Here is a 21,615-nt window from a genome sequence, read left to right as displayed (position 1 = left end):
AGCGGGCTTGCGTGAGACACGCGCGCCGGGTCCGGCCGCGGCCATTAGGGTGAGGTCATGCCAGCGAGCTATGCGTATCTCGGTCCCGAGGGCACCTTCACCGAAGTCGCCCTGCGCACCCTTCCCGAGACGGCCACGCGGGAACTGGTCCCGTACGTGTCCGTGCAGTCGGCGCTGGACGCCGTCCGGGCCGGCGAGGCCGAGGCCGCCTTCGTGCCGATCGAGAACTCCGTCGAGGGCGGCATCACCACCACCCTCGACGAGCTGGTCGCGGGCCAGCCGCTGATGATCTACCGCGAGGTGCTGCTGTCGATCACCTTCGCGCTGCTGGTCAGGCCCGGTACGGCGCTGTCGGACATCAAGACGGTCACCGCCCACCCGGCCGCCCAGCCGCAGGTGCGCAACTGGCTCTCGGCGCACCTCCCGGAGGCCGTCTGGGAGTCGGCCGCCTCGAACGCGGACGGCGCCCGCCTGGTCCAGGAGGGCCGCTACGACGCCGCGTTCGCCGGCGAGTTCGCGGCCGCGCGGTACGGGCTCGTGCCCCTGGAGACGGGCATCCACGACGCGGAGAACGCGCAGACACGGTTCGTGCTGGTCGGCCGGCCCGCGCGGCCCGCCGCACCGAGCGGCGCGGACAAGACCTCCGTGGTGCTGTGGCAGCGCGACGACCATCCCGGCGGGCTGCGCGACCTGCTGGGCGAGTTCAGCACCCGCGGTATCAACCTGATGCTGCTGCAGTCCCGCCCGACGGGCGCCGGCATCGGCAACTACTGCTTCTGCGTCGACGCCGAGGGCCACATCAACGACCGCCGGATGGCGGAGGCCCTGATGGGGCTCAAGCGGATCTGCCTCCAGGTGCGCTTCCTGGGCTCCTACCCGCGGGCGGACGGCGACACGGCGGACGTACGACCTCCGCTGGTCGGGACCTCGGACCAGGAGTTCGTGGCGGCGGCGGACTGGGTGGCACGCTGCCAGGACGGCCGTTTCTAGCCGCTTCTGGCCGGTTCCGGCGCTCCCGGCCGGTGCCGCCTGCGGATCTCGGTTGTCCACAGAAGTTATCCACACCCCCCGCTCTCGATCTGGGGACAAGTCGACACCCAACGGGGACTCGGTCGACAAATCGCCCTTCGAACCACAAGAGCGGTCGAGGCACCACAGGTCACCCTTCGTCCACTCGTCTCCTTTCGTTCATCTTTTGGGGCGACCCCTTTCCACCCGAAAGTGGGCGTCCAGGTGCCTCGAGACGGAAATCCCTCCTCCGGACAGCGCTTCCGGAGTGATCAATTCCGAAATCCACAGATCTTCCACACAGCCTGTGGACAACTCTCTGGAGGGTGTGGATTCCTGTGGACAACTCGACCTCAAGTCCCCTTCCGCGCAAGGAAATCAAGTCAACCCTCCGCCCGCCGCCTGCCTCGTTCCAGGGAGGCGGGCCCGCTCAATTGACACGGGAGGCGATTCCCTCGTAACGGCATGTAAGGCATGGTTCGGAATACTGGGTCGTGAGGTGGAACGCGGCACCGGTAGCCTTGACCGCGTGATTGACCTTCGCCTGCTCCGTGAGGACCCCGACCGTGTGCGCGCCTCGCAGCGTGCCCGTGGAGAGGACGTCGCGCTCGTCGACGCCCTCCTGTCTGCCGACGAGCGGCGCAGGTCGTCCGGCGTCCGCTTCGACGAGCTGCGCGCCGAGCAGAAGGCGCTGGGCAAGCTCATCCCCAAGGCCTCGGGTGACGAGAAGGCCGAGCTGCTGAAGCGGGCGAGCGGGCTCGCCGCCGACGTCAAGACCGCCGACGCCGAGCGCGACGCGGCCGACGCCGAGACCCAGGAGCTCCTCCTCCGGCTCGGCAACCTCATTCACCCCGACGTTCCCGTCGGCGGCGAGGAGGACTTCGCCACGCTGGAGACGCACGGCACGATCCGCGACTTCGCCGCCGAGGGCTTCGAGCCCAAGGACCACCTGGAGCTCGGTCAGCGCCTCGGCGCGATCGACGTGGAGCGCGGCGCGAAGGTCTCCGGCTCGCGTTTCTACTTCCTCACCGGTGTCGGCGCCCTGCTGGAGCTGGCGCTGGTGAACGCGGCGATCGCCCAGGCCACCGCGGCCGGCTTCACGCCGATGCTGACCCCCGCGCTGGTCCGCCCCCAGTCGATGGCGGGCACGGGCTTCCTCGGCCAGGCGGCCCAGGACGTCTACCACCTCGACAAGGACGACCTGTACCTGGTCGGCACCTCCGAGGTGCCGCTGGCGGCGTACCACATGGACGAGATCATCGACGCCGACCGCCTGCCGCTGCGGTACGCCGGGTTCTCGCCGTGCTTCCGCCGCGAAGCCGGCTCGCACGGCAAGGACACCAAGGGCATCTTCCGCGTCCACCAGTTCGACAAGGTCGAGATGTTCTCCTACGTCACCCCCGAGGAGTCGCAGGAGGAGCACCGCCGGCTGCTGGAGTGGGAGAAGCAGTGGCTGACCTCGCTGGAGCTGCCGTTCCGCGTGATCGACGTCGCCTCGGGCGACCTGGGCGCCTCGGCCTCGCGCAAGTTCGACTGCGAGGCGTGGATCCCGACCCAGGGCAAGTACCGCGAGCTGACCTCGACCTCGGACTGCACCGAGTTCCAGTCCCGCCGGCTCCAGATCCGCTTCCGTGACGGCAAGGCGGTCCGCCCGCTGGCGACGCTCAACGGCACACTGTGCGCCGTTCCGCGCACGATCGTCGCGATCCTGGAGAACCACCAGCAGGCCGACGGCTCCGTACGCGTGCCTGAGGTGCTGCGTCCCTACCTCGGTGGCCGGGAGGTCCTGGAACCGGTGGCCGCGTGAGACCCGCCGCCGACCCGTTCCCCTACACACTGATCGCGACCGACCTCGACGGGACGCTCCTGCGCTCCGACGGGTCGGTCTCGCAGCGCACCCGTGAGGCACTCGCCGCGGCCACCGCGGCGGGTGCCGCGCACCTCGTCGTCACCGGCCGCGCGGTCCCCTGGACGCGGCACGTCCTCGACGACCTCGGTTACCAGGGCCTCGCGGTCTGCGGCCAGGGCGCCCAGGTGTACGACGCCGGTCAGCACCGTCTGCTGACCTCGGTGACCCTGGACCGGCAACTGGCGGCGCTGGCCCTGGCCAAGATCGAGGCGGAGGTCGGTCCGCTGTACCTGGCGGCCAGCCGCGACGGCCTGGACGGCGAGGTGCTGGTCGGCCCCGGCTACGCGGTCGGCGGCCCGCTTCCGGCGACGCCGTTCACGGACGTCGAGGATCTCTGGAGCGCGCCCCTCAACAAGATCTACGTCCAGCACCCGGACCTCACGGACGACGAGCTGGCCGAGGTGGCCCGCCGGGCCGCCGGCGGTTTCGTCTCCGTCACCATGGCCGGCGAGGGCATCGTCGAGCTGCTGCCGCTGGGCCTGTCGAAGGCGACAGGACTCTCACTGGCCGCCCGGCGGCTGGGTCTGAAGGCGGCGGACGCCATCGCCTTCGGCGACATGCCCAACGACGTCCCGATGTTCTCCTGGGCGTCCCGGGGCGTGGCGATGGCCAACGCCCACGAGGAACTGAAGGCGGTCGCCGACGACGTGACGGCCTCGAACGACGAGGACGGCATCGCCGTGCTGCTGGAGAAGCTGGTGCGCTGAGCCTTCGGTCTCTGCGGAGGATGCACGGATCGAACGTGCGCGGGAGTGATCCCGACCGCGGCTTGAACCAAGCCGGTGCCTTGCCACTCGGCCAATCCTCCGGGTGGGCGGCCCACGCGAAGGGATTCGCGTGCTCGAAGCGGCCGCCCCGGGCAGCTCCCCGTGCGGGGCGGGCTCGACGGAGCCGGTAGTTACTCCGGAGCCCGCCGCGGGCTGCCCTGTCGGGAGCTCGGCGTACTGCCGTGCATCGACATCGCCCAGCTCCTCTCCCAGAACGTGGCGCCGACTCGATCCGGCGCGGTGGACATCACCACTGTGCCGCCACGACGGCTTCGGCGCCACCGAATTACCGGGCGTCCCACGCCCCCGTCAGCGCCGCCGCCACCGACGCCGGCGCGCCTTGCTGAAGAACCATCCGGCGGGCGGCTCGTCGGAGCGCCACGGCTGGGGCCCGGGCTCCTCGCGCCGCCAACGCGCGGCGAGCATCCGCGCCCGGGCGGACGGCTCGGTGGTGCCGGCGGCCCGTATGAAGTCGGCGTCCAGGACGACGTCGTCCCACGCGTCCCCGGTCCTCCCCGGGCCGTCGCTCTCCGGCACTTCGCCCGCCATCACGCCCTCCTCCTCCTTCGCCACGCTTTGCCCAGTGTGCCCGGGTGGAGATGAAGCCTCCGTCAAGGCCGGGCAGGACCGCCCGGCCCCGATCGGAGGTCTCACTCCTCGCCGGCGAGGGTCAGCGACCGCAGCTTCTGCCCGGCGTACCAGGTGGCCAGGACGGTCACCACCACCAGCAGCACCGTCGCCGTCGTCAGCCCGACGTCGGAGGTGACCATGTCCCCGCCGGAGACCTTGTGCGCCACGGCCAGCGCCCACCTGTGGACGCTCAGCGTGCGCGCCCCGGGCACCAGGGAGCCGAACAGCGCCTCCCAGACCAGCGCGTAGACGAGCCCGAAGACCACCGCGTGCCGGGAGACCGTGCCCAGCAGGAGGAACAGGGCCGCGTAGGCGATGGAGGCGACCAGCGCGGCCACGGTGTAGGCGACGGCGATCTGTTGCCCGTTGCCGTTGAGGATCAGCCCGGCGACCAGGGTCGGCACCGCGGAGAAGACCATGGTCACCGCGATCGCCACGATCAGCTTGGTGAAGATGATCGTCGGCCTCTTGATCGGCTTGGACAGCAGGTACACCACCGAGCCGTCATCGATCTCCGGCCCGATCGCTCCGGTGCCGGCGATGACGCCGATGATCGGCACCATGGTGGCGAGCGCGAACCCGCCCAGGACGTTCACCGCGGTCTGGTCGTCGGCTCCGGCGAGGGCGCGGACGGCCGTGGCGATCACGATCAGCAGCAGCGGCAGCGCGCCGAGGATGAGGGCCCGGCGGCGGCCGAGCAGGGCCCGGTAGGTGAGCCGGGCGACTGTGGGGTCGTACATCTTCGGCCTCCTACGCCGCGACCAGATACGAGAAGACGGACTCGAGGGACTCGTCGGAGGGCGAGACCGTGTGCAGGCGGATGCCGTGGTCCCGGGCCACCCGGGGCAGCAGCGTGGTGAACCGGCCGAAGTCGACGGCCTGGACGCGCAGCGCGCCCTCGGCGAGGTCGACCTCGATGCCCGACGTCGACGGGTCGGCGATCAGCGCGGCCGCCAGTGCCCGGTCGTCGCTGGAGCGCACCAGGTAGCGGTGCGGCCGGTCGGTCATCAGACGGCGGATCCTGCGGAAGTCGCCGCTGGCGGCGTGCCGTCCGGCGACGACGACCTCGATGTGCCAGGCGAGCTGTTCGACCTCCTCCAGGATGTGGGAGGAGAACAGCACGGTGCGGCCCTCGTCGCCCATGCGCCGCAGCAGGTCCATGAGCTGCATGCGCTGGCGCGGGTCCATGCCGTTGAACGGCTCGTCGAGCAGGAGCAGCGAGGGGTCGTGGACCAGCGCCGAGGCCATCTTGACGCGCTGGCGCATGCCCTTGGAGTAGGTGGAGATCTTCCGGTCCTGCGCGTACTCCATCTCGACGGTGGCGAGCGCCTTCTGGGCGGCCTTGTCGCCCAGGCCGTGCAGTTCGGCGTTGGCGACGACGAACTCGCGGCCGGTGAGGAAGTCGTACATCGCCTCCCTCTCGGGGACGATGCCGATGTGCCGGTAGATCTTCTCGTTGCGCCACACCTGCTGCCCGTCGAGGGTGACCGTGCCGGTGGAGGGGGCGAGGAAGCCGGCCATCATGTTGATCAGCGTGGACTTGCCGGCGCCGTTGGGGCCGAGCAGTCCGGTGACGCCGGGGCCGATCGTCATGGTGACGTCGTTGACGGCGACCACGTTGCCGAACCAGCGGGAGACGTGGTCGATGCTGAGGGTCGTCACAGTCCCACCTTCTTGTAGCGGCGCAGCAGGAGGCCGTATGCGGCGGCGATGAGGCCCAGGACGACGAGGAGGTGGACGACGCCCTCTCCGCTGCCCGGGCCGACACCGCCGGGTGCCGAGGAGGTCGCGCCCAGGAAGGCGGTCTGCACGCCGTCGACGAGGGTGACCGGTGAGAACAGGCCGATCCAGGGGATGGCGCCGGAGTTGTTCCGGACCTCCGCGATGGCCTGGAGGGTGGAGACGGCGCCGTAGGAGATGACCAGCACGGCGATCACGGCGGCGATGCCGAAGCCGCGGCGCGGGGTGACGGCGGCGATGACGAGGCCGATGCCGGCGAAGAGCAGTGAGAGCAGTGCCACGGAGACGACTCCCTCGGCGAATCCCCTGGTCTGGTCGGCGAAGTCCATCTTCGCCAGCAGCGCGCCCACATAGAGGACGAGCAGCGGGGCGGCGGTCAGGATGAACAGCGCGGAGGCCAGGGCCGCGTACTTGGCGCGCACGTAGTCGGCGGTCTCGATGGGGCGCGAGAAGTACAGCGGCACGGTCTTGAAGCGCAGGTCGCGCGAGACGGACTGGGGTGCCTGCGAGGCGACGTACAGGCTGATGACGCCCTGCATGATGATGGCGTAGCGCGTGTACTCGATGGGCAGGCCCTTGGCCTTGGTGGCGACCGCGACGGCGACCATGATGGCCGCGGGCACGCACATCACCACGAACAGCAGCATCGGCAGCACCTTGGACTTCACCGAGCGGCCGAGGCCGTAGGCGCCGCGCAGGGACTGCGAGTACAGCGAGCGGCGGGCGTAGGCGCGGCCGAGGCGGGGGCCGTCGTAGCTGCGGTAGCCGATGTTGTGGATCCGGGTCTGGTCGCCCGTGGGCGCCGGCGCGGTGTGTTCAACCGCCATGGCCGACCGCCTCCTTCCGCTGTGCGTCGCGCTGTTCGTCGCTGTCCCGGAAGACCTCCGAGATGTGGTGCCGTCGCTGCTCCATGCGCACCAGGCCGAGGCCGAGGTCCACGATCACGTCCCGCACCAGGTCGTACGTCTCCTCGCCCTGGGCGGTGAGCAGCAGGACGTGTCCCGCGCCCGGCAGGCCGGTGCCGTCCTGGGTCTCCACCCCGCGTGCCTGGAGCGCCTCGCGCACCGCGCGGGTGCCGTCCGGGTGCTCGTCGCTGTCGGTGACCTCGATGGCGAGGGTGGTCGTGGTCTGGGTGAAGTCGGTGGTGGAGCTGGAGCGCAGGAGCTTGCCGCCGTCGATCACGACGACGTGGTCGCAGGTGCGCTCCAGTTCGCCCAGCAGGTGGGAGGTGACCAGGACGGAGATGCCGAAGTCGGTGTGGATGCGGCGGATGAGGCCGAGCATGTCGTCGCGGCCTACCGGGTCGAGGCCGTTGGTCGGCTCGTCGAGGAAGACCAGCTGCGGGTCGTGCACCAGGGCCTGGGCGAGCTTCACACGCTGCTTCATGCCCGTGGAGTAGCCGCCGATGGGGCGGTAGCGCTCCTCGTACAGACCGACGTGGCGCAGGGTGTCCGCGGTGCGCTCGCGGGCGGCGGTCGGGGGCAGGCCCGACATGCGCGCCATGTGGACGACGAACTCGGTGGCCGAGACGTCGGGCGGCAGGCAGTCGTGCTCCGGCATGTAGCCGACGCGCTCACGGATGGCGGCGCCCTCGGTGGCGACGTCGAGGCCGAGCACCTCGGCGCGGCCCTCGGTGGCGGGGGACAGACCCAGCAGGATCTTGATGAGTGTGGACTTGCCGGCTCCGTTGGCGCCGACGAGCCCGGTCACACCCGGTCCGACGTCCACGGAGAGCCGGTCAAGCGCGGTCACCCGGGGGAACCGCTTGCTCAGGCTTTCGGTCGCGATCACAGTCACATCCTCGACAGTAGTGATCCGGGCCACTCCGGTCGTCAGACCCCAGAGCCGTCTTGGGGTCCCTCTCGAGTAGTACGGGAACCTTAGGGGTCAGCCCCCAGGGGACCCGGCACCCCACGGAGTGCCGGCACCCGGATCGCTCTGTTGACGGTCGGTCTAACAAGTGCCAGAGTCGCCAGGGCCGCATCACAGGCACGTACGCAGCCGGATCCGACCCGGGCGGAGGAGACGTGACGATGCTGAAGGGCGCGCGGGAGCGCTGGGTACGCACGGGCGGGGTCGAGCTGCGCGTGGCCGAACTGGGCGACGTCGGGCGGCCCACGGTCGTCCTGGTGCACGGCTATCCGGACAGCAAGGAGGTCTGGGCCCCGGTGGCCGAGCGCCTCGCCGGCCGCTCCGGCCGCTTCCACGTAGTGCTCTACGACGTCCGCGGCCACGGCCGCTCCACCGCGCCGCGGCCCCTGCGCGGGGGCTTCACCCTCGACAAGCTGACCGATGACTTCCTGGCGGTCGCGGACGCGGTGAGCCCCGGCAGGCCGGTGCACCTGGTGGGGCACGACTGGGGCTCGGTGCAGTCCTGGGAGTTCGTCAGCGTCCGGCGCACCGAGGGCCGGATCGCCTCCTTCACGTCGGTGTCCGGTCCGTCCCTCGACCACTTCGGCCACTGGATCGCCGGGCGCGTCAGGCGCCCCACCCCGCGCCGGGTGGGCCAGCTCCTCGGCCAGGGCGCCAAGTCCTGGTACGTGTACCTGCTGCACATGCCCAGGCTGCCCGAGCTGGCCTGGCGCGGCCCGCTCGGCAGGCGCTGGCCCGACATCCTCAGGCGCGTCGAGAAGGTTCCTGGCGACGACTACCCGACCTCGTCGCTGCCCCGGGACGCGGCGCACGGCACGTGGCTGTACCGGGACAACGTGCGGGCCCGGCTGCGCAGACCACGGGCGGACGCCCGCGCGCACGCGCCGGTGCAGCTCATCACCCCGCTCGACGACGCCTTCCTCTCGGAGTGTCTGTACGACGGCCTGGAGCAGTGGGTCCCCGAGCTGGTGCGCCGCACGCTGCCCGCCGGGCACTGGGTCCCGCGCACCCGGCCCGACCAGCTGGCGGCCTGGATCTCCGAGTTCGTCACGGCCACCGAGGACGGGCGGCCGCGGCCGGCCGCCACCGGGCGGTACGCCGACCGCTTCGCCGGGCAGCTCGTGCTGGTCACCGGCGCGGGCAGCGGCATCGGACGGGCCACGGCGTACGCCTTCGCCGGGGCCGGCGCGCGCGTGGTGGCCGTCGACCGGAACGCCGAGGCCGCGGCCCGCACCGCCGAGCAGTCCCGGCTGCTCGGCGCGCCGGCCGCCTGGGCCGAGGCGGTGGACGTCTCCGACGAGCAGGCCATGGAGAAGCTGGCCGAGAAGGTCGACGCCGAGTACGGCGTGGTGGACGTCCTGGTGAACAACGCGGGCATCGGGCTGTCCGGCTCGTTCTTCGACCACACCCCCGAGGACTGGAGGAACGTCCTCGACGTCAATCTGTGGGGAGTGATCCACGGCTGCCGCCTGTTCGGAAGGCGGATGGCCGAGCGGGGACAGGGCGGCCACATCGTCAACACCGCGTCCGCGGCGGCCTACCAGCCGTCGAAGGCCCTGCCCGCCTACAGCACCTCCAAGGCGGCGGTGCTGATGCTGAGCGAGTGCCTGCGCGCGGAGCTGGCCGGGCAGGGGATCGGCGTCACGGCGGTCTGCCCCGGCTTCGTGGAAACTGCCATCACGTCCACGGCGCACTTCGCGGGCGTCGACGCGGAGGAGGAGAAGCGCCGTCGCCGGCGTGCGGCCCGCCTGTACGGACGGCGCGGCTACCCGCCGGAGAAGGTGGCCGACGCGATCCTGCGCGCGGTGGTACGCGACGAGGCGGTGGTGGCGGTGACGCCGGAGGCCCGTCTCCTGCGCGTGGTGTCCCGCTTCAGCCCGCGGACGCGGCACCGGCTCGCGCGGGTGAAACCGCCACTGGGTACCGCGGATCCGGGCCAACACGCCTGAATCGGCGCCCAGTTGTCCACAGCTTGGGGTCTCCAGCCTGTGGACAACATCACTTTGCTGTGGATCAAACCTCCAGGGCGGAATTGACCTGCGTGATCCGTGTCTCTCCCGGCACGCTGGTGGCATGGACGAACAGCGCGTCGTGAAGGTGTCGAAGTACCTCGCCAGGCACCTTCGCCACCAGCCCGGGAGGATCGGGCTCACACTCGACGAGGGCGGCTGGGTCGAGATCGGCACGCTGATCACGGCGGCGGCCGCGCACGGCTTCCGGTTCACCCGCGAGGAACTGGACCACGTGGTCGCCACCAACGACAAGCGGCGCTTCGCGATCGAGGGCAGCCGCATCCGCGCCAGCCAGGGCCACACCATCGACATCGATCTCGGCCTGCCGACCGCGACACCGCCGCCGTACCTCTACCACGGGACCGTGGTCCGCAACCTGGACGCGATCCGCAGCGAGGGACTGCGGCCCATGGACCGGCATGACGTGCACCTCTCGCCCGACCGTGAGACCGCGACCCGGGTCGGCGCCCGCCGCGCCCGCCCGGTCGTCCTCGCGGTGGACGCGGCCGCCATGCACCGCGACGGCCATGTCTTCCGGGTCAGCGCCAACGGTGTGTGGCTGACGCAGTCCGTGCCGCCTCGCTACCTGCGGTTTTCCGCGACCCGCTGACCCTCCTCAGCCCCGGCCGCCGGTCGCCCGCGGTGACCGTTTCACGTGAAACAACCGCGAGTGTCCACACGAGAGGCCCTAGGCTCGGGTCCATGAGTCTGCGTCTGAGCACCGTGATCCTTCCGTACCGCCGCTGGCACGAGGGCGGCCGATCGGCATGGACGCGTGCCGAACAGCTCGGCTTCCACGCCGCCTACACCTACGACCACCTGTCCTGGCGCAGTTTCCGGGACGGCCCGTGGTTCGGGGCCGTCCCGACGCTGACCGCCGCCGCGTCCGTGACGGACCGGATCCGGCTGGGAACCCTGGTGACCTCGCCGAACTTCCGGCACCCGGTCACCCTCGCCAAGGAGCTGATCTCCCTCGACGACGTCTCCGGGGGGCGGATCACCCTCGGCATCGGCGCGGGCGGCGCCGGCTTCGACGCCACCGCGCTCGGGCAGGAGCCATGGACGCCCCGGGAGCGGGCCGACCGCTTCGCGGAGTTCGTCGCGCTGCTCGACCGGCTGCTGACCGAGGACGGCAAGGACGGAGTGTCGTACGAGGGCGACTTCTACTCGGCGCACGAGGCCCGGAACATTCCCGGCTGTGTCCAGAGGCCCCGGCTGCCGTTCGCCGTGGCCGCGACCGGACCGCGCGGGCTGCGGCTCGCCGCACGGTACGGGCAGGCCTGGGTGACCACGGGTGACCCGAAGCTCTACGAGGACGGCACACCGGAGCAGTCCGTCCAGGCCCTTCGCACCCAGACCGAGAAGCTCGCGGACGCGTGCGCCGCGGCGGGCCGTGACGCCTCCGCGCTCGACAAGATCCTGCTCACCGGATTCACCCCCGACCGCGGTCGTCCCCTCGAGTCCCTCGACGCGTTCGTCGACTTCGCCGGCCGGCACCGGGAGCTGGGGTTCACCGAGATCGTGATCCACTGGCCGATTCCGGACTCGGACTTCGCCGCGGACCAGAAGGTCTTCGAACAGATCGCGCTGGAAGCGCCCTCCCAGCTGACGTGACCGAGGCAACCCCTCAGATGTGCGAACTCTCGCACGATCGTGCGGACATATAGGCGACAATGTCGCGGTGACCTCAGCGACTCGACGACCCGAGACCCCGGCCTCACCCCAGCTCTCGACCTCGTTCGAACCGGGTGGCACCCCTGGCGTTCCGCCTCGGCTGATCGCCACCGATCTCGACGGCACCCTGCTGCGCGACGACAAGTCGGTCTCCCCGCGCACGGTCGCCGCCCTGGCGGCGTCCGAGGAGGCGGGCATCGAGGTCTTCTTCGTCACCGGCCGCCCGGCCCGCTGGATGGACGTGGTGAGCGACCACGTCCATGGCCACGGTCTGGCGATCTGCGGCAATGGCGCCGCCGTGGTCGACCTGCACGGCGGTCCCGGCGCCCATCGCTTCGTGACGGTGCGGGAGCTGGCCCGGGAGAACGCACTGGAGGCCGTACGGCTGGTGCGCGAGGCGGCACCGGGCACGGTGTACGCGGTCGAGCAGACCTACGGCTTCCATCAGGAACCGGTCTATCCGAAGCTGCACATGGAGTCGGCCGACGTCCTCGCACCGGCCGAGGAGCTGCTGGCGCCGGACGGAGTCGGCGCCGACCAGCCGATCCTGAAGATCCTCGCCTACCACCCCACGCTGGACCCCGACGCCTTCCTCACCGTCGCCCGCCTCGCCGCCGGCGACCGCGTCACCGTCACTCGGTCCAGCCCCAGCGCCCTGCTGGAGATCAGCGGCCCGGACGTCTCCAAGGCGAGCACGCTGGCCCTGTGCTGTGCCGAGCGCGGCATCTCGCACGAGGAGGTCGTCGCCTTCGGCGACATGCCGAACGACGTCGAGATGCTCACCTGGGCCGGCCGCTCCTACGCCATGGGCAACGCGCACCCCGCCGCGGTCGCCGCGGCGTCCGGACGGACGGTCGCCAACAACGAGGACGGCGTCGCGGTGATCATCGAGCGGTTGCTGGGGGAGCGGCCGTAGCGGGCGACCGCCCCGCCGGAAACGGCCCGCGAGCGGGCCGTTGGCCCGCGCCCACCAGCAGCTCCGTCTGCGCCTCCCGTTCGGCCATCCGCCGCAGCGGTCCCGGCAGCGCGGCCAGTTCCGCGTACGGTCCCCGCTGGACGACACGTCCCTCGTCGAGGACGATCACCTCGTCCACGGCCGCCAGCCCGGCCAGGCGGTGGGTGATGAGCAGCGTCGTACGGCCCTCGGTGGCGGCCAGCAAATCGGCGGTGAGCGCGTCGGCGGTCGCCAGGTCGAGGTGTTCGGCGGGTTCGTCGAGCACCAGCACGGGGAAGTCGGCGAGCAGCGCACGGGCCAGCGCCAGCCGCTGACGCTGACCGCCCGACAGCCGCGCGCCGTGCTCGCCGACGAGCGTGTCGAGCCCGTCGGGCAGGGCGTCGACCCAGCCGAGCAGCCGGGCCCGCGCGAGGGCGTCCCGCAGGTCGGCCGAGGTCGCGTCCTTCTTCGCGAGCAGCAGGTTCTCGCGGACCGAGCTGTCGAAGAGATGCGCGTCCTGGGCGCACAGACCGACCAGCCGCCGTACGTCGTCGCCGGCCAGGGCCCGGGCGTCGACGCCGCCAAGGGTGTAGGTGCCCGTCTCCGGGTCGAGGAAGCGCAGCAGGACCTGGGCGAGCGTCGTCTTGCCGGAGCCGGACGGACCGACCACGGCGACCCTGCGGCCCTCCCGGAGCGTCAGGTCGAGTCCGGTGAGCGCCGCCCGGTCCTGCCCCGCGTGCCGCGCCATCAGGTTCCTGACGGAGAGCGGGAACGGCGAGGCGGGCGCCTGCCGGAGCCGCTCGGGTTCGTGGACAGGTTCGGGGGCGTCCAGGACCTCGTACACCCGCTCCGCGCTGCGGCGCACCCGTTGCCGGTAGCGCACGGCGAGCGGCATGCCGAGGACCGCTTCGAAGGCGGCCAGCGGGGTGAGGACGACCACCGCCATGCTCACGCCGCCGAGCCGCCCGTCGGCGACCGCCTGGGCGCCGACCAGGGCGGCCGCTGCGACGGTCAGTCCGGAGATCAGCGCGGTGAGCCCGTCGCCGAGCGCGGTGGCGGCGGCGGCGCGCGAGGCGATCCGGGTGAGCAGCCGGTCGGCCCGCCGGGTCTCGGCGGTGCGGGCGGGCAGGGCACCGGCGACGGTCAGTTCGGCGGTTCCGGTGAGCAGTTCGGTCACGCGGGTGGCCAGGGCGCCGCGCGCGGGGGCGAGCCGGTGCTCGGCGCGCCGGGCCACGGCCCCGGTCACCAGCGGGACGCCCGCCCCGGCGGCGAGCAGGCCCGCCGCAAGCACCGCCCCTGCCTCCGGCAGCAGCCAGGCCGTGAAGGCGACAGAGGCGACGGACACGGTCAGGGCCGCACCGGCGGGCAGCAGCCAGCGCAGCCAGTAGTCCTGGAGGGCGTCCACGTCGGCGACGAGCCGTGTCAGCAGATCGCCGCGGCGCATCCGGCGCAGCCCGGCGGGTGCCAGCCGCTCCAGCCTCCGGTAGACGGCCACCCGGGTGTCGGCGAGCATCCGCAGCACGGCGTCGTGCGAGACCAGCCGCTCCGCGTACCGGAAGACCGCCCGTCCGATGCCGAAGGCCCTGGTCGCGGTGACGGCCACCATCAGGTAGAGCACGGGCGGCTGCTGGGACGCGCGCGAGATGAGCCACCCGGAGGTCGCCATCAGCCCGACCGCGCTGCCGAGCGCCAGGCTGCCCAGCAGCAGGGCGAGGGCGAGCCGGCCGCGCCGGGGGCCGGACATGGCCCGTACCCGGGCGAGGACACCGCGCGTGACGGTGGTGACCTCGGTCCCGGCTCCGGCAACCGGAGTCGAGGCCGGTCCGGGTTCCGTCGTGCGCGCGGGACGCGCCTCGGCCGGGCCGGCCACGGCCGGCACCGGCGCGGGGGACTCGGTCCCGGCAAGACGCACGACCCGGTCCGCCACGTCCAGCAGTGCGGGCCGGTGCACCACAAGGAGCACCGTCCGGCCCGCGGACAGCCGGCGCACCGCCTCCACGACCTCCGCCTCGGTCGCTCCGTCCAGGGCGGCCGTCGGCTCGTCGAGCAGCAGGACGGGCCGGTCGGCGAGGAAGGCCCGGGCGAGCGCGAGCCGCTGCCGCTGCCCGGCAGAGAGCCCGGTCCCGTCCTCTCCGAGCCGGGTGTCCAGTCCCTCCGGCAGCGCGTCCACGAACTCCAGCGCACCGGCGTCGGCCAGCGCCCCGCGAACCGCGGCGTCGTCCGCGTCGGGCCGTGCCAGGCGTACGTTCTCGGCGATCGTGCCCGCATACAGATGCGGCCGCTGCGGCACCCACGCGATGCGCGAGCGCCACTGCTCCAGATCGACGTCGGTGAGATCGGCCTCCGCGACGCGCACCCGGCCCGCACTCGGCCGCACGAACCCCAGCAGGACGTTCAGCAGCGTCGACTTGCCCGCACCGCTCGGCCCGACGAGCGCGACCGTCTCCCTGGGCCGCACGGAGAAGGACACACCCGTCACCGCGTCCGCGGACCGTCCGGGATAGCGGACGCTCACGTCCTCGAAGGTCAGGGCCCCGGTGGGCACGGCCCCGGTACCGGACTCCGGCACGGGGGTCTCCAGCACGGCGAAGATCTCCTCGGCCGCCGCCAGTCCCTCCGCCGCCGCGTGGTACTGCGCGCCCACCTGACGCAGCGGAAGGTACGCCTCGGGCGCGAGCACGAGGACGACCAGCCCGATGTAGAGGTCCAGGTTGCCGCTCACGAGGCGCATGCCGATCGTCACGGCGACCAGCGCCACCGACAGCGTGGCGAGCAGTTCCAGGGCGAAGGAGGACAGGAAGGCGATCCGCAGCGTGCGCATGGTCGCCCGCCGATACTCCCCGGTGATGCGCCGGATCGACTCCGCCTGCGCCTTGGCCCGGCCGAACACCTTCAGGGTCGGCAGTCCGGCGACGACGTCCAGGAAGTGCCCCGACAACTGGGACAGCAAGCGCCACTGGCGGTCCATATGGGACTGCGTGGCCCAGCCGATCAGCATCATGAAGAGGGGGATGAGGGGCAGGGTGCCGACGATGATGGCCGCCGAGACCCAGTCCTCGGTGACGATCCGGGCGAGCACCGCCACCGGGACGGCCACGGCCAGCCCCAACTGCGGCAGATAGCGCGAGAAGTAGTCGTCCAGGGCGTCCACACCCCGCGTCGCCAGCGCCACGAGCGAGCCCGTGCGCTGCCCGCTCAGCCAGCCCGGGCCGAGCGCCGCCGCGCGGTCCAGCAGCCGCCCGCGCAGCTCGGACTTCACCGCCGCGCTCGCCCGGTGCGCGGCGAGCTCGGTCAGCCAGGAGACCAGCGCACGGCCGCAGGCGACCGCGGCCAACAGCAGCAGCGGAGTGCGGAGTTCAGTGACCGGCATCCGGTGCTGGAAGGCACCCACCACCACCTCGGCGACGAGCATCGCCTGAGCGATGACCAGGCATGCCCCGATGGCACCCAGCCCGACGACGGCCACCAGGAAGAGCCGGGTGGCACGGGCGTGACGCAGAAGTCGCGGATCGATCGGTTTCATGGAGAACATGCCCTTCGGCCCCGAGGGTGTGTTTCACGTGAAACACACCCTCACCGGACTCAGTGCGCGGGTTCGGCGATGTGCTGCGTGCCGATCCGCTTGCGGAACACCCAGTAGGTCCACCCCTGGTAGAGCAGGATGATCGGCGTGGCGATCCCGGCGCACCAGGTCATGATCTTCAGGGTGTACGGGCTGGACGAGGCGTTGGTGACCGTCAGGCTCCAGTCCGGGTTGAGCGTGGACGGCATGACGTTCGGGAAGAGCGACAGGAACAGCATCGCCACGGCGGCCACGATGGTGACGCCCGACAGCCCGAACGCCCAGCCCTCGCGCCCCACCTGGTTCGCCGCGAGCGCGGACACCAGGGTGAACACCGCCACGAGGAGCGCCACCAGGCTCCTGCCGTTGCCCGTGTGGGCCTGCGTCCACAGCAGGAAGACCAGCGCCGCCACGGCCGTCACCAGACCCACGCGCAAGGCCAGCTTCCGCGCCCGCTCACGGATGTCACCAACGGTCCTCAGGGCCGTGAACACCGTGCCGTGGAAGGTGAACAGCGTCAGGGTGACCAGTCCGCCGAGGAGCGCGTACGGGTGGAGCAGGTCGCCGACCCCGCCGACGTACTCGAGGTTCCGGTCGATCTTCACACCGTGCACGATGTTGCCGAAGGCCACGCCCCACAGGAAGGCGGGGATCAGCGAGCTCCAGAAGATCGCGTTCTCCCAGTTGCGCTGCCAGTTCTCCTCCGGCCGCTTGGCCCGGTACTCGAAGGCGACCCCGCGCACGATCAGGCAGACCAGGATGACGAGCAGCGGCAGGTAGAAGCCGGAGAAGAGCGTGGCGTACCACTCCGGGAAGGCGGCGAAGGTGGCGCCGCCCGCCGTGAGCAGCCAGACCTCGTTGCCGTCCCAGACCGGGCCGATGGTGTTGATCAGCACCCGCCTCTCGGTCCGGTTCCGGGCCAGCAGCTTGGTGAGGATGCCGACCCCGAAGTCGAAGCCCTCCAGGAAGAAGTAGCCGGTCCACAGGACGGCGATGAGGACGAACCAGACGTCGTGCAGTTCCATGGCTGTGCAGCTCCCTCGGCCTAGTACGAGAAGGCCATCGGCTTGTCGGCGTCACGCTCGTCGCCGCCGATCTTCGTGGGCGGGTTGAGGTCGGCCTCCGTCAGCTCGGGCGGGCCGGCCTTGACGTACTTCACGAGCAGCTTGACCTCGATGACGGCGAGGATGGCGTAGAGCAGCGTGAAGACGGTCATCGAGGTGAGGACCTCGCCCTGGGAGACACCGGGGGAGACCGCGTGCCGGGTCTGCAGCACGCCGTAGACGACCCACGGCTGGCGGCCCATCTCGGTGAAGATCCAGCCCCAGGAGTTGGCGATCAGCGGGAAGGCCAGCGTCCCTGTCGCGATGCGCCAGTACCAGGTGGTCAGCCGCGGGCCGAGCGCCTTGTTCGGCAGCAGCACCAGGTGGGGCACCTCGTCGTCGCCGACGCGCAGATGCTGCGGCAGCAGGAACTTCTTGCGGGTCAGCCACAGTCCCGCGAGGCCGATGGCGAAGGACGTCATGCCGAACCCGATCATCCAGCGGAAGCCCCAGTAGGCGACGGGGATGTTGGGCCGGTAGTCACCGGGCCCGAACTTCTCCTGCTCGGCCTTGTTGACGTCGTTGATGCCAGGGACGTAGGAGGTGAAGTCGTCGTTGGCCAGGAAGGACAGCAGGCCGGGGACCTCGATGGCCACGGTGTTGTGGCCCTTGTCCACATCGCCGTAGGCGAAGACCGAGAACGGCGCCGGCTCCTGTCCGTCCCACAGCGCCTCGGCCGCGGCCATCTTCATCGGCTGCTGCTTGAACATGACCTTGCCGAGGGTGTCACCGCTGACCGCGGTGAGCAGGCCGGCGATGACGACCGTGACCAGGCCGAGCCGCAGCGAGGTCTTCATCTCGCGCACGTGCTTCTTGCGGGCGAGGTGGTAGGCGGCGATGCCGACCATGAAGGCGCCACCGGTCAGGAAGGCGGCCGAGAGCGTGTGGAAGACCTGGGTGAGCGCCGTGTCCTGGGTCAGCACCGCCCAGAAGTCGGTGAGTTCGGCGCGCCCCTTGGCCTCGTTGATCCGGTAGCCGACGGGGTGCTGCATCCACGAGTTGGCCGCGAGGATGAAGTACGCCGACAGGATCGTGCCGAGGGACACCATCCACATGCAGGCCAGGTGGATCTTCTTGGGCAGCTTGTCCCAGCCGAAGATCCACAGTCCGATGAACGTGGACTCGAAGAAGAACGCGATCAGCGCCTCGAAGGCGAGCGGGGCACCGAAGATGTCACCGACGAAGCGCGAGTAGTCCGACCAGTTCATGCCGAACTGGAATTCCTGCACGATGCCGGTGACCACGCCCATGGCGATGTTGATCAGGAAGAGCTTGCCCCAGAACTTGGTGGCCCTGAGGTACTTCTCCTTCTCCGTGCGCACCCAGGCGGTCTGCAGTCCGGCCGTCAGGGCGGCCAGCGAGATCGTCAGGGGAACGAACAGGAAGTGGTAGACGGTCGTGATGCCGAATTGCCAGCGCGCCAGTGTCTCCGGCGCCAAAGCCAGGTCCACGTCGTCACTCTCCTTACGTCACCGCGATCACGGTGGCGGTTCATCCCGATGTGTCCTACGCAACAGGCAACAATCGGACTCGCTTGTGAACGCGTTCACATTCACAAGCAATTATGGCGCACCAGTTTTCGAACAACGAAGGGGGGTCCCCCCGAACCCTGGGGGGACCCCCGTCTCGCGAGTCCCTGCGCCGCCCTCCGGGCCGGCCCGGATCAGACCTCCTTGCGGAACTCCTCCGCCGTCTTCAGGAAGATGTCGTTCGCCTCGGTCTCCCCGATGGTCACCCGCACGCCCTCACCCGCGAACGGCCGGACCACCACGCCGGCCCGCTCGCAGGCCGCGGCGAACGGGGCCGTCCGCTCCCCCAGCCGCAGCCACACGAAGTTGGCGTGCGTCTCGGGCACCGTCCAGCCCTGTCCGCGCAGCGCGTCGACCACACGGGTGCGCTCGCACACCAACGAGCCGACCCGGCCCAGCAGCTCGTCCTCAGCGCGCAGCGAGGCGATCGCCGCCTCCTGCGCGAGCTGGCTCACGCCGAACGGCACGGCCGTCTTGCGCAGCGCCGCCGCCACCGGCTCGTGGGCGATGGCGAAGCCGACGCGCAGCCCGGCGAGGCCGTACGCCTTCGAGAACGTGCGCAGCACGCAGACGTTCGGCCGGTCGCGGTAGAGCGTCACCCCGTCCGGCACCTCGGCGTCGCGGATGAACTCGCGGTAGGCCTCGTCCAGGACCACCAGCACATCGGAGGGCACCCGGTCGAGGAACCGCTCCAGCTCGGCCCGCCGCACCACCGTGCCGGTCGGGTTGTTCGGGTTGCAGACGAAGATCAGACGCGTGCGTTCGGTGATCGCGTCCAGCATCGCGTCCAGGTCGTGCACGTCACCCGGCGTCAGCGGGACCTGCACGGAGGCCGCCCCGCTGATCTGCGTGATGATCGGGTACGCCTCGAAGGACCGCCAGGCGTACATGACCTCGTCGCCGGGGCCGCTGGTGGCCTGGATCAGCTGCTGGGCGACACCGACGGATCCGGTGCCCGTGGCCACGTGCGAGACCGGCACGGCGAAGCGCTCGGCGAGCTCTTCGGTCAGGGCCGTGCACGCCATGTCCGGGTAGCGGTTGAAGGTGGCGGCGGCCGCCGTCACCGTCTCCATGACCCCGGGCAGCGGCGGGTAGGGGTTCTCGTTCGAGGACAGCTTGTACGCCACCGGACCGCCGGTCGCGGCGGGCTTCCCCGGCTTGTAGGTGGGGATACCCTCCAGCTCGGCACGCAGCTTCGGGCTTGTCTCGCTCACCGCAGTCCTCCTCGTGACCACCACCGGCATCCAATACTGCACACCTTATGAGGATTGGGCGCCGCTGCGTATGGGGCGGAAGCCATCACCCCCTCGAGGGCCGACTCCGTCCGCCACACCGACATCAGCGGCACCTCCGGACGAACACGCACGAATCGGGGGGCGCGTCACACATATATCTATGCGCCGGTGGCTTGCGCCGTGGCGCGCATCCCTCGTGAAGGTGAGTTGAGACCTCTTCGAGACATCGAGTGCTCGACAGGCCCATGCGTGCCACCACGTCACGTCCTAACATGACACCAGGTAACTAACATGGTTTCAAAGGCACTTGGGTCCTGATGACCATGCAGAAACGTGCCTGTCAACGCGTGCATATGCGTCCGCACTACCCCACCGCAAGAGCCCTACTATCGGCTCGCCATGACAGCAGCAGGGAAGCACCAGGTGAGCCGCGCGGAAACCTCACGCCGAGGCAGCCGACCGGGCCGGGCGGGCATCAGAGACGTGGCCGCCGCCGCCGGAGTCTCCATCACGACCGTCTCCGACGCCCTCAACGGCAAGGGGCGCCTCCCCGACGCCACCCGGCGCCATGTCCGCGAGGTCGCCGACCGGCTGGGGTACCGCCCCTCGGCCGCGGCCCGCACTCTCCGCACCGGCAAGTCGGGCCTCATCGGCCTGACCGTGACGACGTACGGGGATGAACCTTTCACCTTCACCGAGTTCGCGTACTTCGCCGAGATGGCCCGCGCCGCCACCTCGGCCGCGCTCGCCCGCGGCTACGCCCTCGTGATCCTGCCCGCGACCTCGCGCCACGACGTGTGGTCGAACGTCGCCCTGGACGGCACGGTCGTCATCGACCCCTCCGACCAGGACCCGGTCGTCAGCGAACTGGTGCGGCAGGGCTTACCGGTGGTCAGTGACGGCCGCCCGGCCGGCGCGCTCCCGGTCACCGCCTGGGTCGACAACGACCACGAAGCCGCCGTCCTCGGCATCCTCGACCACCTCGCCGAGGCCGGCGCCCGCCGTATCGGCCTGCTCACCGGCACCACGACGGACACCTACACCCACCTGTCGACGACCGCCTACCTCCAGTGGTGCAAGCGCGTCGGCCAGGACCCGGTGTACGAGGCCTACCCCGCCCACGACCCGTGCGCGGGCGCCGTCGCCGCCGACCGGCTGCTGGCCCGGCCCGACCGGCCCGACGCCGTCTACGGACTGTTCGACCCCAACGGCACCGACCTGCTCGCCGCCGCGCGCCGCTACGGCCTGCGCGTCCCCGACGACCTGCTGCTGGTGTGCTGCAGCGAGTCCACGGTGTACGCCAGCACCGAGCCGCCCATCACCACGCTGTCCCTGAAGCCGCGCCGGATCGGCACGGCGGTCGTCCAGCTCCTCATCGACGCCATCGAAGGGGTCCAGTCGGAGCAGCCGGTCGAGCAGGTCATACCGACCGAGCTGATCGTGCGCACCTCGTCCCAGCGGCGCACCCAGCGCAGAACGGTCAGCCCGCCACGTGTGTCGGAGGACCGTTAGGAGACGGGCGGCCGCGGCATCCCGGGACAGGGTGCCGCAGGACACGGCATCCCGGAACACCGTGTCGCAGAACACCGTGTCGCGGAACACGGGTGGCCGCGGGGTCGCCGAAGACTGTCCAATCGGGG

Annotated in this window: 17 protein-coding genes and 1 tRNA gene; 8 read left to right on the top strand and 10 right to left on the bottom strand. The window is 71.0% G+C overall.

Features of this window, described 5'->3' with window-relative positions; all coding sequences use genetic code 11:
* The first annotated feature begins 57 nt into the window (after positions 1-57).
* From pheA to ACTYVM_RS05840, 3 genes are all read left to right on the top strand, one after another.
* Entirely contained in the window at positions 58-990 is a 933-nt protein-coding gene (gene pheA, locus ACTYVM_RS05850; protein WP_445524874.1) for a prephenate dehydratase, read from the top strand.
* Positions 991-1,537: 547 nt separating this feature from the next.
* On the top strand, positions 1,538-2,815 hold the full coding sequence (gene serS, locus ACTYVM_RS05845) for a serine--tRNA ligase (protein WP_445524873.1): 1,278 nt from the start codon (positions 1,538-1,540) through the stop codon (positions 2,813-2,815).
* Positions 2,812-3,624: an HAD family hydrolase gene (locus ACTYVM_RS05840; RefSeq protein WP_445524872.1), complete on the top strand. Its 813-nt coding sequence runs from the start codon at positions 2,812-2,814 to the stop codon at positions 3,622-3,624. Before serS ends, ACTYVM_RS05840 begins: the two co-directional genes overlap by 4 nt.
* A gap of 14 nt (positions 3,625-3,638) precedes the next feature.
* Here ACTYVM_RS05840 and ACTYVM_RS05835 read toward each other — a convergent pair.
* From ACTYVM_RS05835 to ACTYVM_RS05810, 6 genes are all read right to left on the bottom strand, one after another.
* A tRNA-OTHER gene (locus ACTYVM_RS05835) sits at positions 3,639-3,725 on the bottom strand.
* 268 nt (positions 3,726-3,993) lie between these two features.
* Positions 3,994-4,233: an SGM_3592 family protein gene (locus ACTYVM_RS05830; RefSeq protein ID WP_445524894.1), complete on the bottom strand. Its 240-nt coding sequence runs from the start codon at positions 4,231-4,233 to the stop codon at positions 3,994-3,996.
* A 101-nt stretch (positions 4,234-4,334) separates the two neighbouring features.
* Positions 4,335-5,054: an ABC transporter permease gene (locus tag ACTYVM_RS05825; protein WP_445524871.1), complete on the bottom strand. Its 720-nt coding sequence runs from the start codon at positions 5,052-5,054 to the stop codon at positions 4,335-4,337.
* A gap of 10 nt (positions 5,055-5,064) precedes the next feature.
* A complete protein-coding gene (locus ACTYVM_RS05820; protein WP_445524870.1) occupies positions 5,065-5,976 on the bottom strand; it encodes an ABC transporter ATP-binding protein in 912 nt (303 codons plus the stop codon).
* Positions 5,973-6,881, bottom strand: coding sequence for an ABC transporter permease (locus tag ACTYVM_RS05815; RefSeq protein ID WP_445524869.1), 909 nt, complete (start codon positions 6,879-6,881; stop codon positions 5,973-5,975). The genes ACTYVM_RS05820 and ACTYVM_RS05815 overlap by 4 nt, the downstream gene beginning before the upstream one ends.
* Positions 6,871-7,845, bottom strand: coding sequence for an ABC transporter ATP-binding protein (locus ACTYVM_RS05810; protein WP_445524868.1), 975 nt, complete (start codon positions 7,843-7,845; stop codon positions 6,871-6,873). Before ACTYVM_RS05810 ends, ACTYVM_RS05815 begins: the two co-directional genes overlap by 11 nt.
* A 242-nt stretch (positions 7,846-8,087) precedes the next feature.
* Between ACTYVM_RS05810 and ACTYVM_RS05805 the strand changes: the two genes are divergently transcribed.
* The 4 genes from ACTYVM_RS05805 to ACTYVM_RS05790 all read left to right on the top strand — a co-directional run bounded on the left by ACTYVM_RS05805 (position 8,088) and on the right by ACTYVM_RS05790 (position 12,528).
* Complete coding sequence (locus tag ACTYVM_RS05805; RefSeq protein ID WP_445524893.1) at positions 8,088-9,875, top strand: SDR family oxidoreductase; 1,788 nt, start codon at positions 8,088-8,090, stop codon at positions 9,873-9,875.
* Between the two features lie 124 nt (positions 9,876-9,999).
* Positions 10,000-10,548 carry an RNA 2'-phosphotransferase gene (locus tag ACTYVM_RS05800; RefSeq protein WP_445524867.1) on the top strand — a complete coding sequence of 183 codons (549 nt, stop codon included), beginning with the start codon at positions 10,000-10,002 and terminating at the stop codon, positions 10,546-10,548.
* Between the two features lie 92 nt (positions 10,549-10,640).
* On the top strand, positions 10,641-11,552 hold the full coding sequence (locus ACTYVM_RS05795; protein ID WP_445524866.1) for an LLM class flavin-dependent oxidoreductase: 912 nt from the start codon (positions 10,641-10,643) through the stop codon (positions 11,550-11,552).
* 67 nt (positions 11,553-11,619) lie between these two features.
* Positions 11,620-12,528 (top strand): HAD-IIB family hydrolase, encoded by a 909-nt coding sequence (locus ACTYVM_RS05790; RefSeq protein WP_445524865.1) that lies wholly within the window; start codon positions 11,620-11,622, stop codon positions 12,526-12,528.
* Here ACTYVM_RS05790 and cydD read toward each other — a convergent pair.
* From cydD to hisC, 4 genes are all read right to left on the bottom strand, one after another.
* The gene (cydD, locus tag ACTYVM_RS05785; protein ID WP_445524864.1) at positions 12,497-16,069 is read right to left on the bottom strand and encodes a thiol reductant ABC exporter subunit CydD; all 3,573 of its coding nucleotides are present in this window, start codon (positions 16,067-16,069) and stop codon (positions 12,497-12,499) included. The genes ACTYVM_RS05790 and cydD overlap by 32 nt on opposite strands.
* Positions 16,070-16,128: 59 nt before the next feature.
* Positions 16,129-17,133 carry a cytochrome d ubiquinol oxidase subunit II gene (gene cydB / locus ACTYVM_RS05780; RefSeq protein ID WP_445524863.1) on the bottom strand — a complete coding sequence of 335 codons (1,005 nt, stop codon included), beginning with the start codon at positions 17,131-17,133 and terminating at the stop codon, positions 16,129-16,131.
* Positions 17,134-17,153: 20 nt separating this feature from the next.
* Positions 17,154-18,662 (bottom strand): cytochrome ubiquinol oxidase subunit I, encoded by a 1,509-nt coding sequence (locus ACTYVM_RS05775; RefSeq protein WP_445524862.1) that lies wholly within the window; start codon positions 18,660-18,662, stop codon positions 17,154-17,156.
* A gap of 212 nt (positions 18,663-18,874) precedes the next feature.
* Positions 18,875-19,954 (bottom strand): histidinol-phosphate transaminase, encoded by a 1,080-nt coding sequence (hisC, locus tag ACTYVM_RS05770; RefSeq protein ID WP_445524861.1) that lies wholly within the window; start codon positions 19,952-19,954, stop codon positions 18,875-18,877.
* Positions 19,955-20,374: 420 nt separating this feature from the next.
* Here hisC and ACTYVM_RS05765 point away from each other — a divergent pair, with 420 nt between their 5' ends.
* Positions 20,375-21,487 (top strand): LacI family DNA-binding transcriptional regulator, encoded by a 1,113-nt coding sequence (locus ACTYVM_RS05765; RefSeq protein WP_400030544.1) that lies wholly within the window; start codon positions 20,375-20,377, stop codon positions 21,485-21,487.
* Positions 21,488-21,615: the final 128 nt, after the last annotated feature.

Source organism: Streptomyces cyslabdanicus, assembly GCF_052663305.1.
The sequence above is the reverse complement of the archived record's forward strand: the minus strand, read 5'-3'. Positions and strand labels throughout refer to the sequence as shown.

Bases quoted from the DNA above. Each gene is read 5' to 3' on its own strand.
- pheA (WP_445524874.1), top strand. From the start codon at position 58: ATGCCAGCGAGCTATGCGTATCTCGGTCCCGAGGGCACCTTCACCGAA.
- ACTYVM_RS05830 (WP_445524894.1), bottom strand. From the start codon at position 4,233: ATGGCGGGCGAAGTGCCGGAGAGCGACGGCCCGGGGAGGACCGGGGAC.
- ACTYVM_RS05825 (WP_445524871.1), bottom strand. From the start codon at position 5,054: ATGTACGACCCCACAGTCGCCCGGCTCACCTACCGGGCCCTGCTCGGC.
- ACTYVM_RS05815 (WP_445524869.1), bottom strand. From the start codon at position 6,881: ATGGCGGTTGAACACACCGCGCCGGCGCCCACGGGCGACCAGACCCGG.
- ACTYVM_RS05805 (WP_445524893.1), top strand. From the start codon at position 8,088: ATGCTGAAGGGCGCGCGGGAGCGCTGGGTACGCACGGGCGGGGTCGAG.
- ACTYVM_RS05800 (WP_445524867.1), top strand. From the start codon at position 10,000: ATGGACGAACAGCGCGTCGTGAAGGTGTCGAAGTACCTCGCCAGGCAC.
- ACTYVM_RS05795 (WP_445524866.1), top strand. From the start codon at position 10,641: ATGAGTCTGCGTCTGAGCACCGTGATCCTTCCGTACCGCCGCTGGCAC.
- cydD (WP_445524864.1), bottom strand. From the start codon at position 16,069: ATGAAACCGATCGATCCGCGACTTCTGCGTCACGCCCGTGCCACCCGG.
- cydB (WP_445524863.1), bottom strand. From the start codon at position 17,133: ATGGAACTGCACGACGTCTGGTTCGTCCTCATCGCCGTCCTGTGGACC.
- ACTYVM_RS05765 (WP_400030544.1), top strand. From the start codon at position 20,375: ATGACAGCAGCAGGGAAGCACCAGGTGAGCCGCGCGGAAACCTCACGC.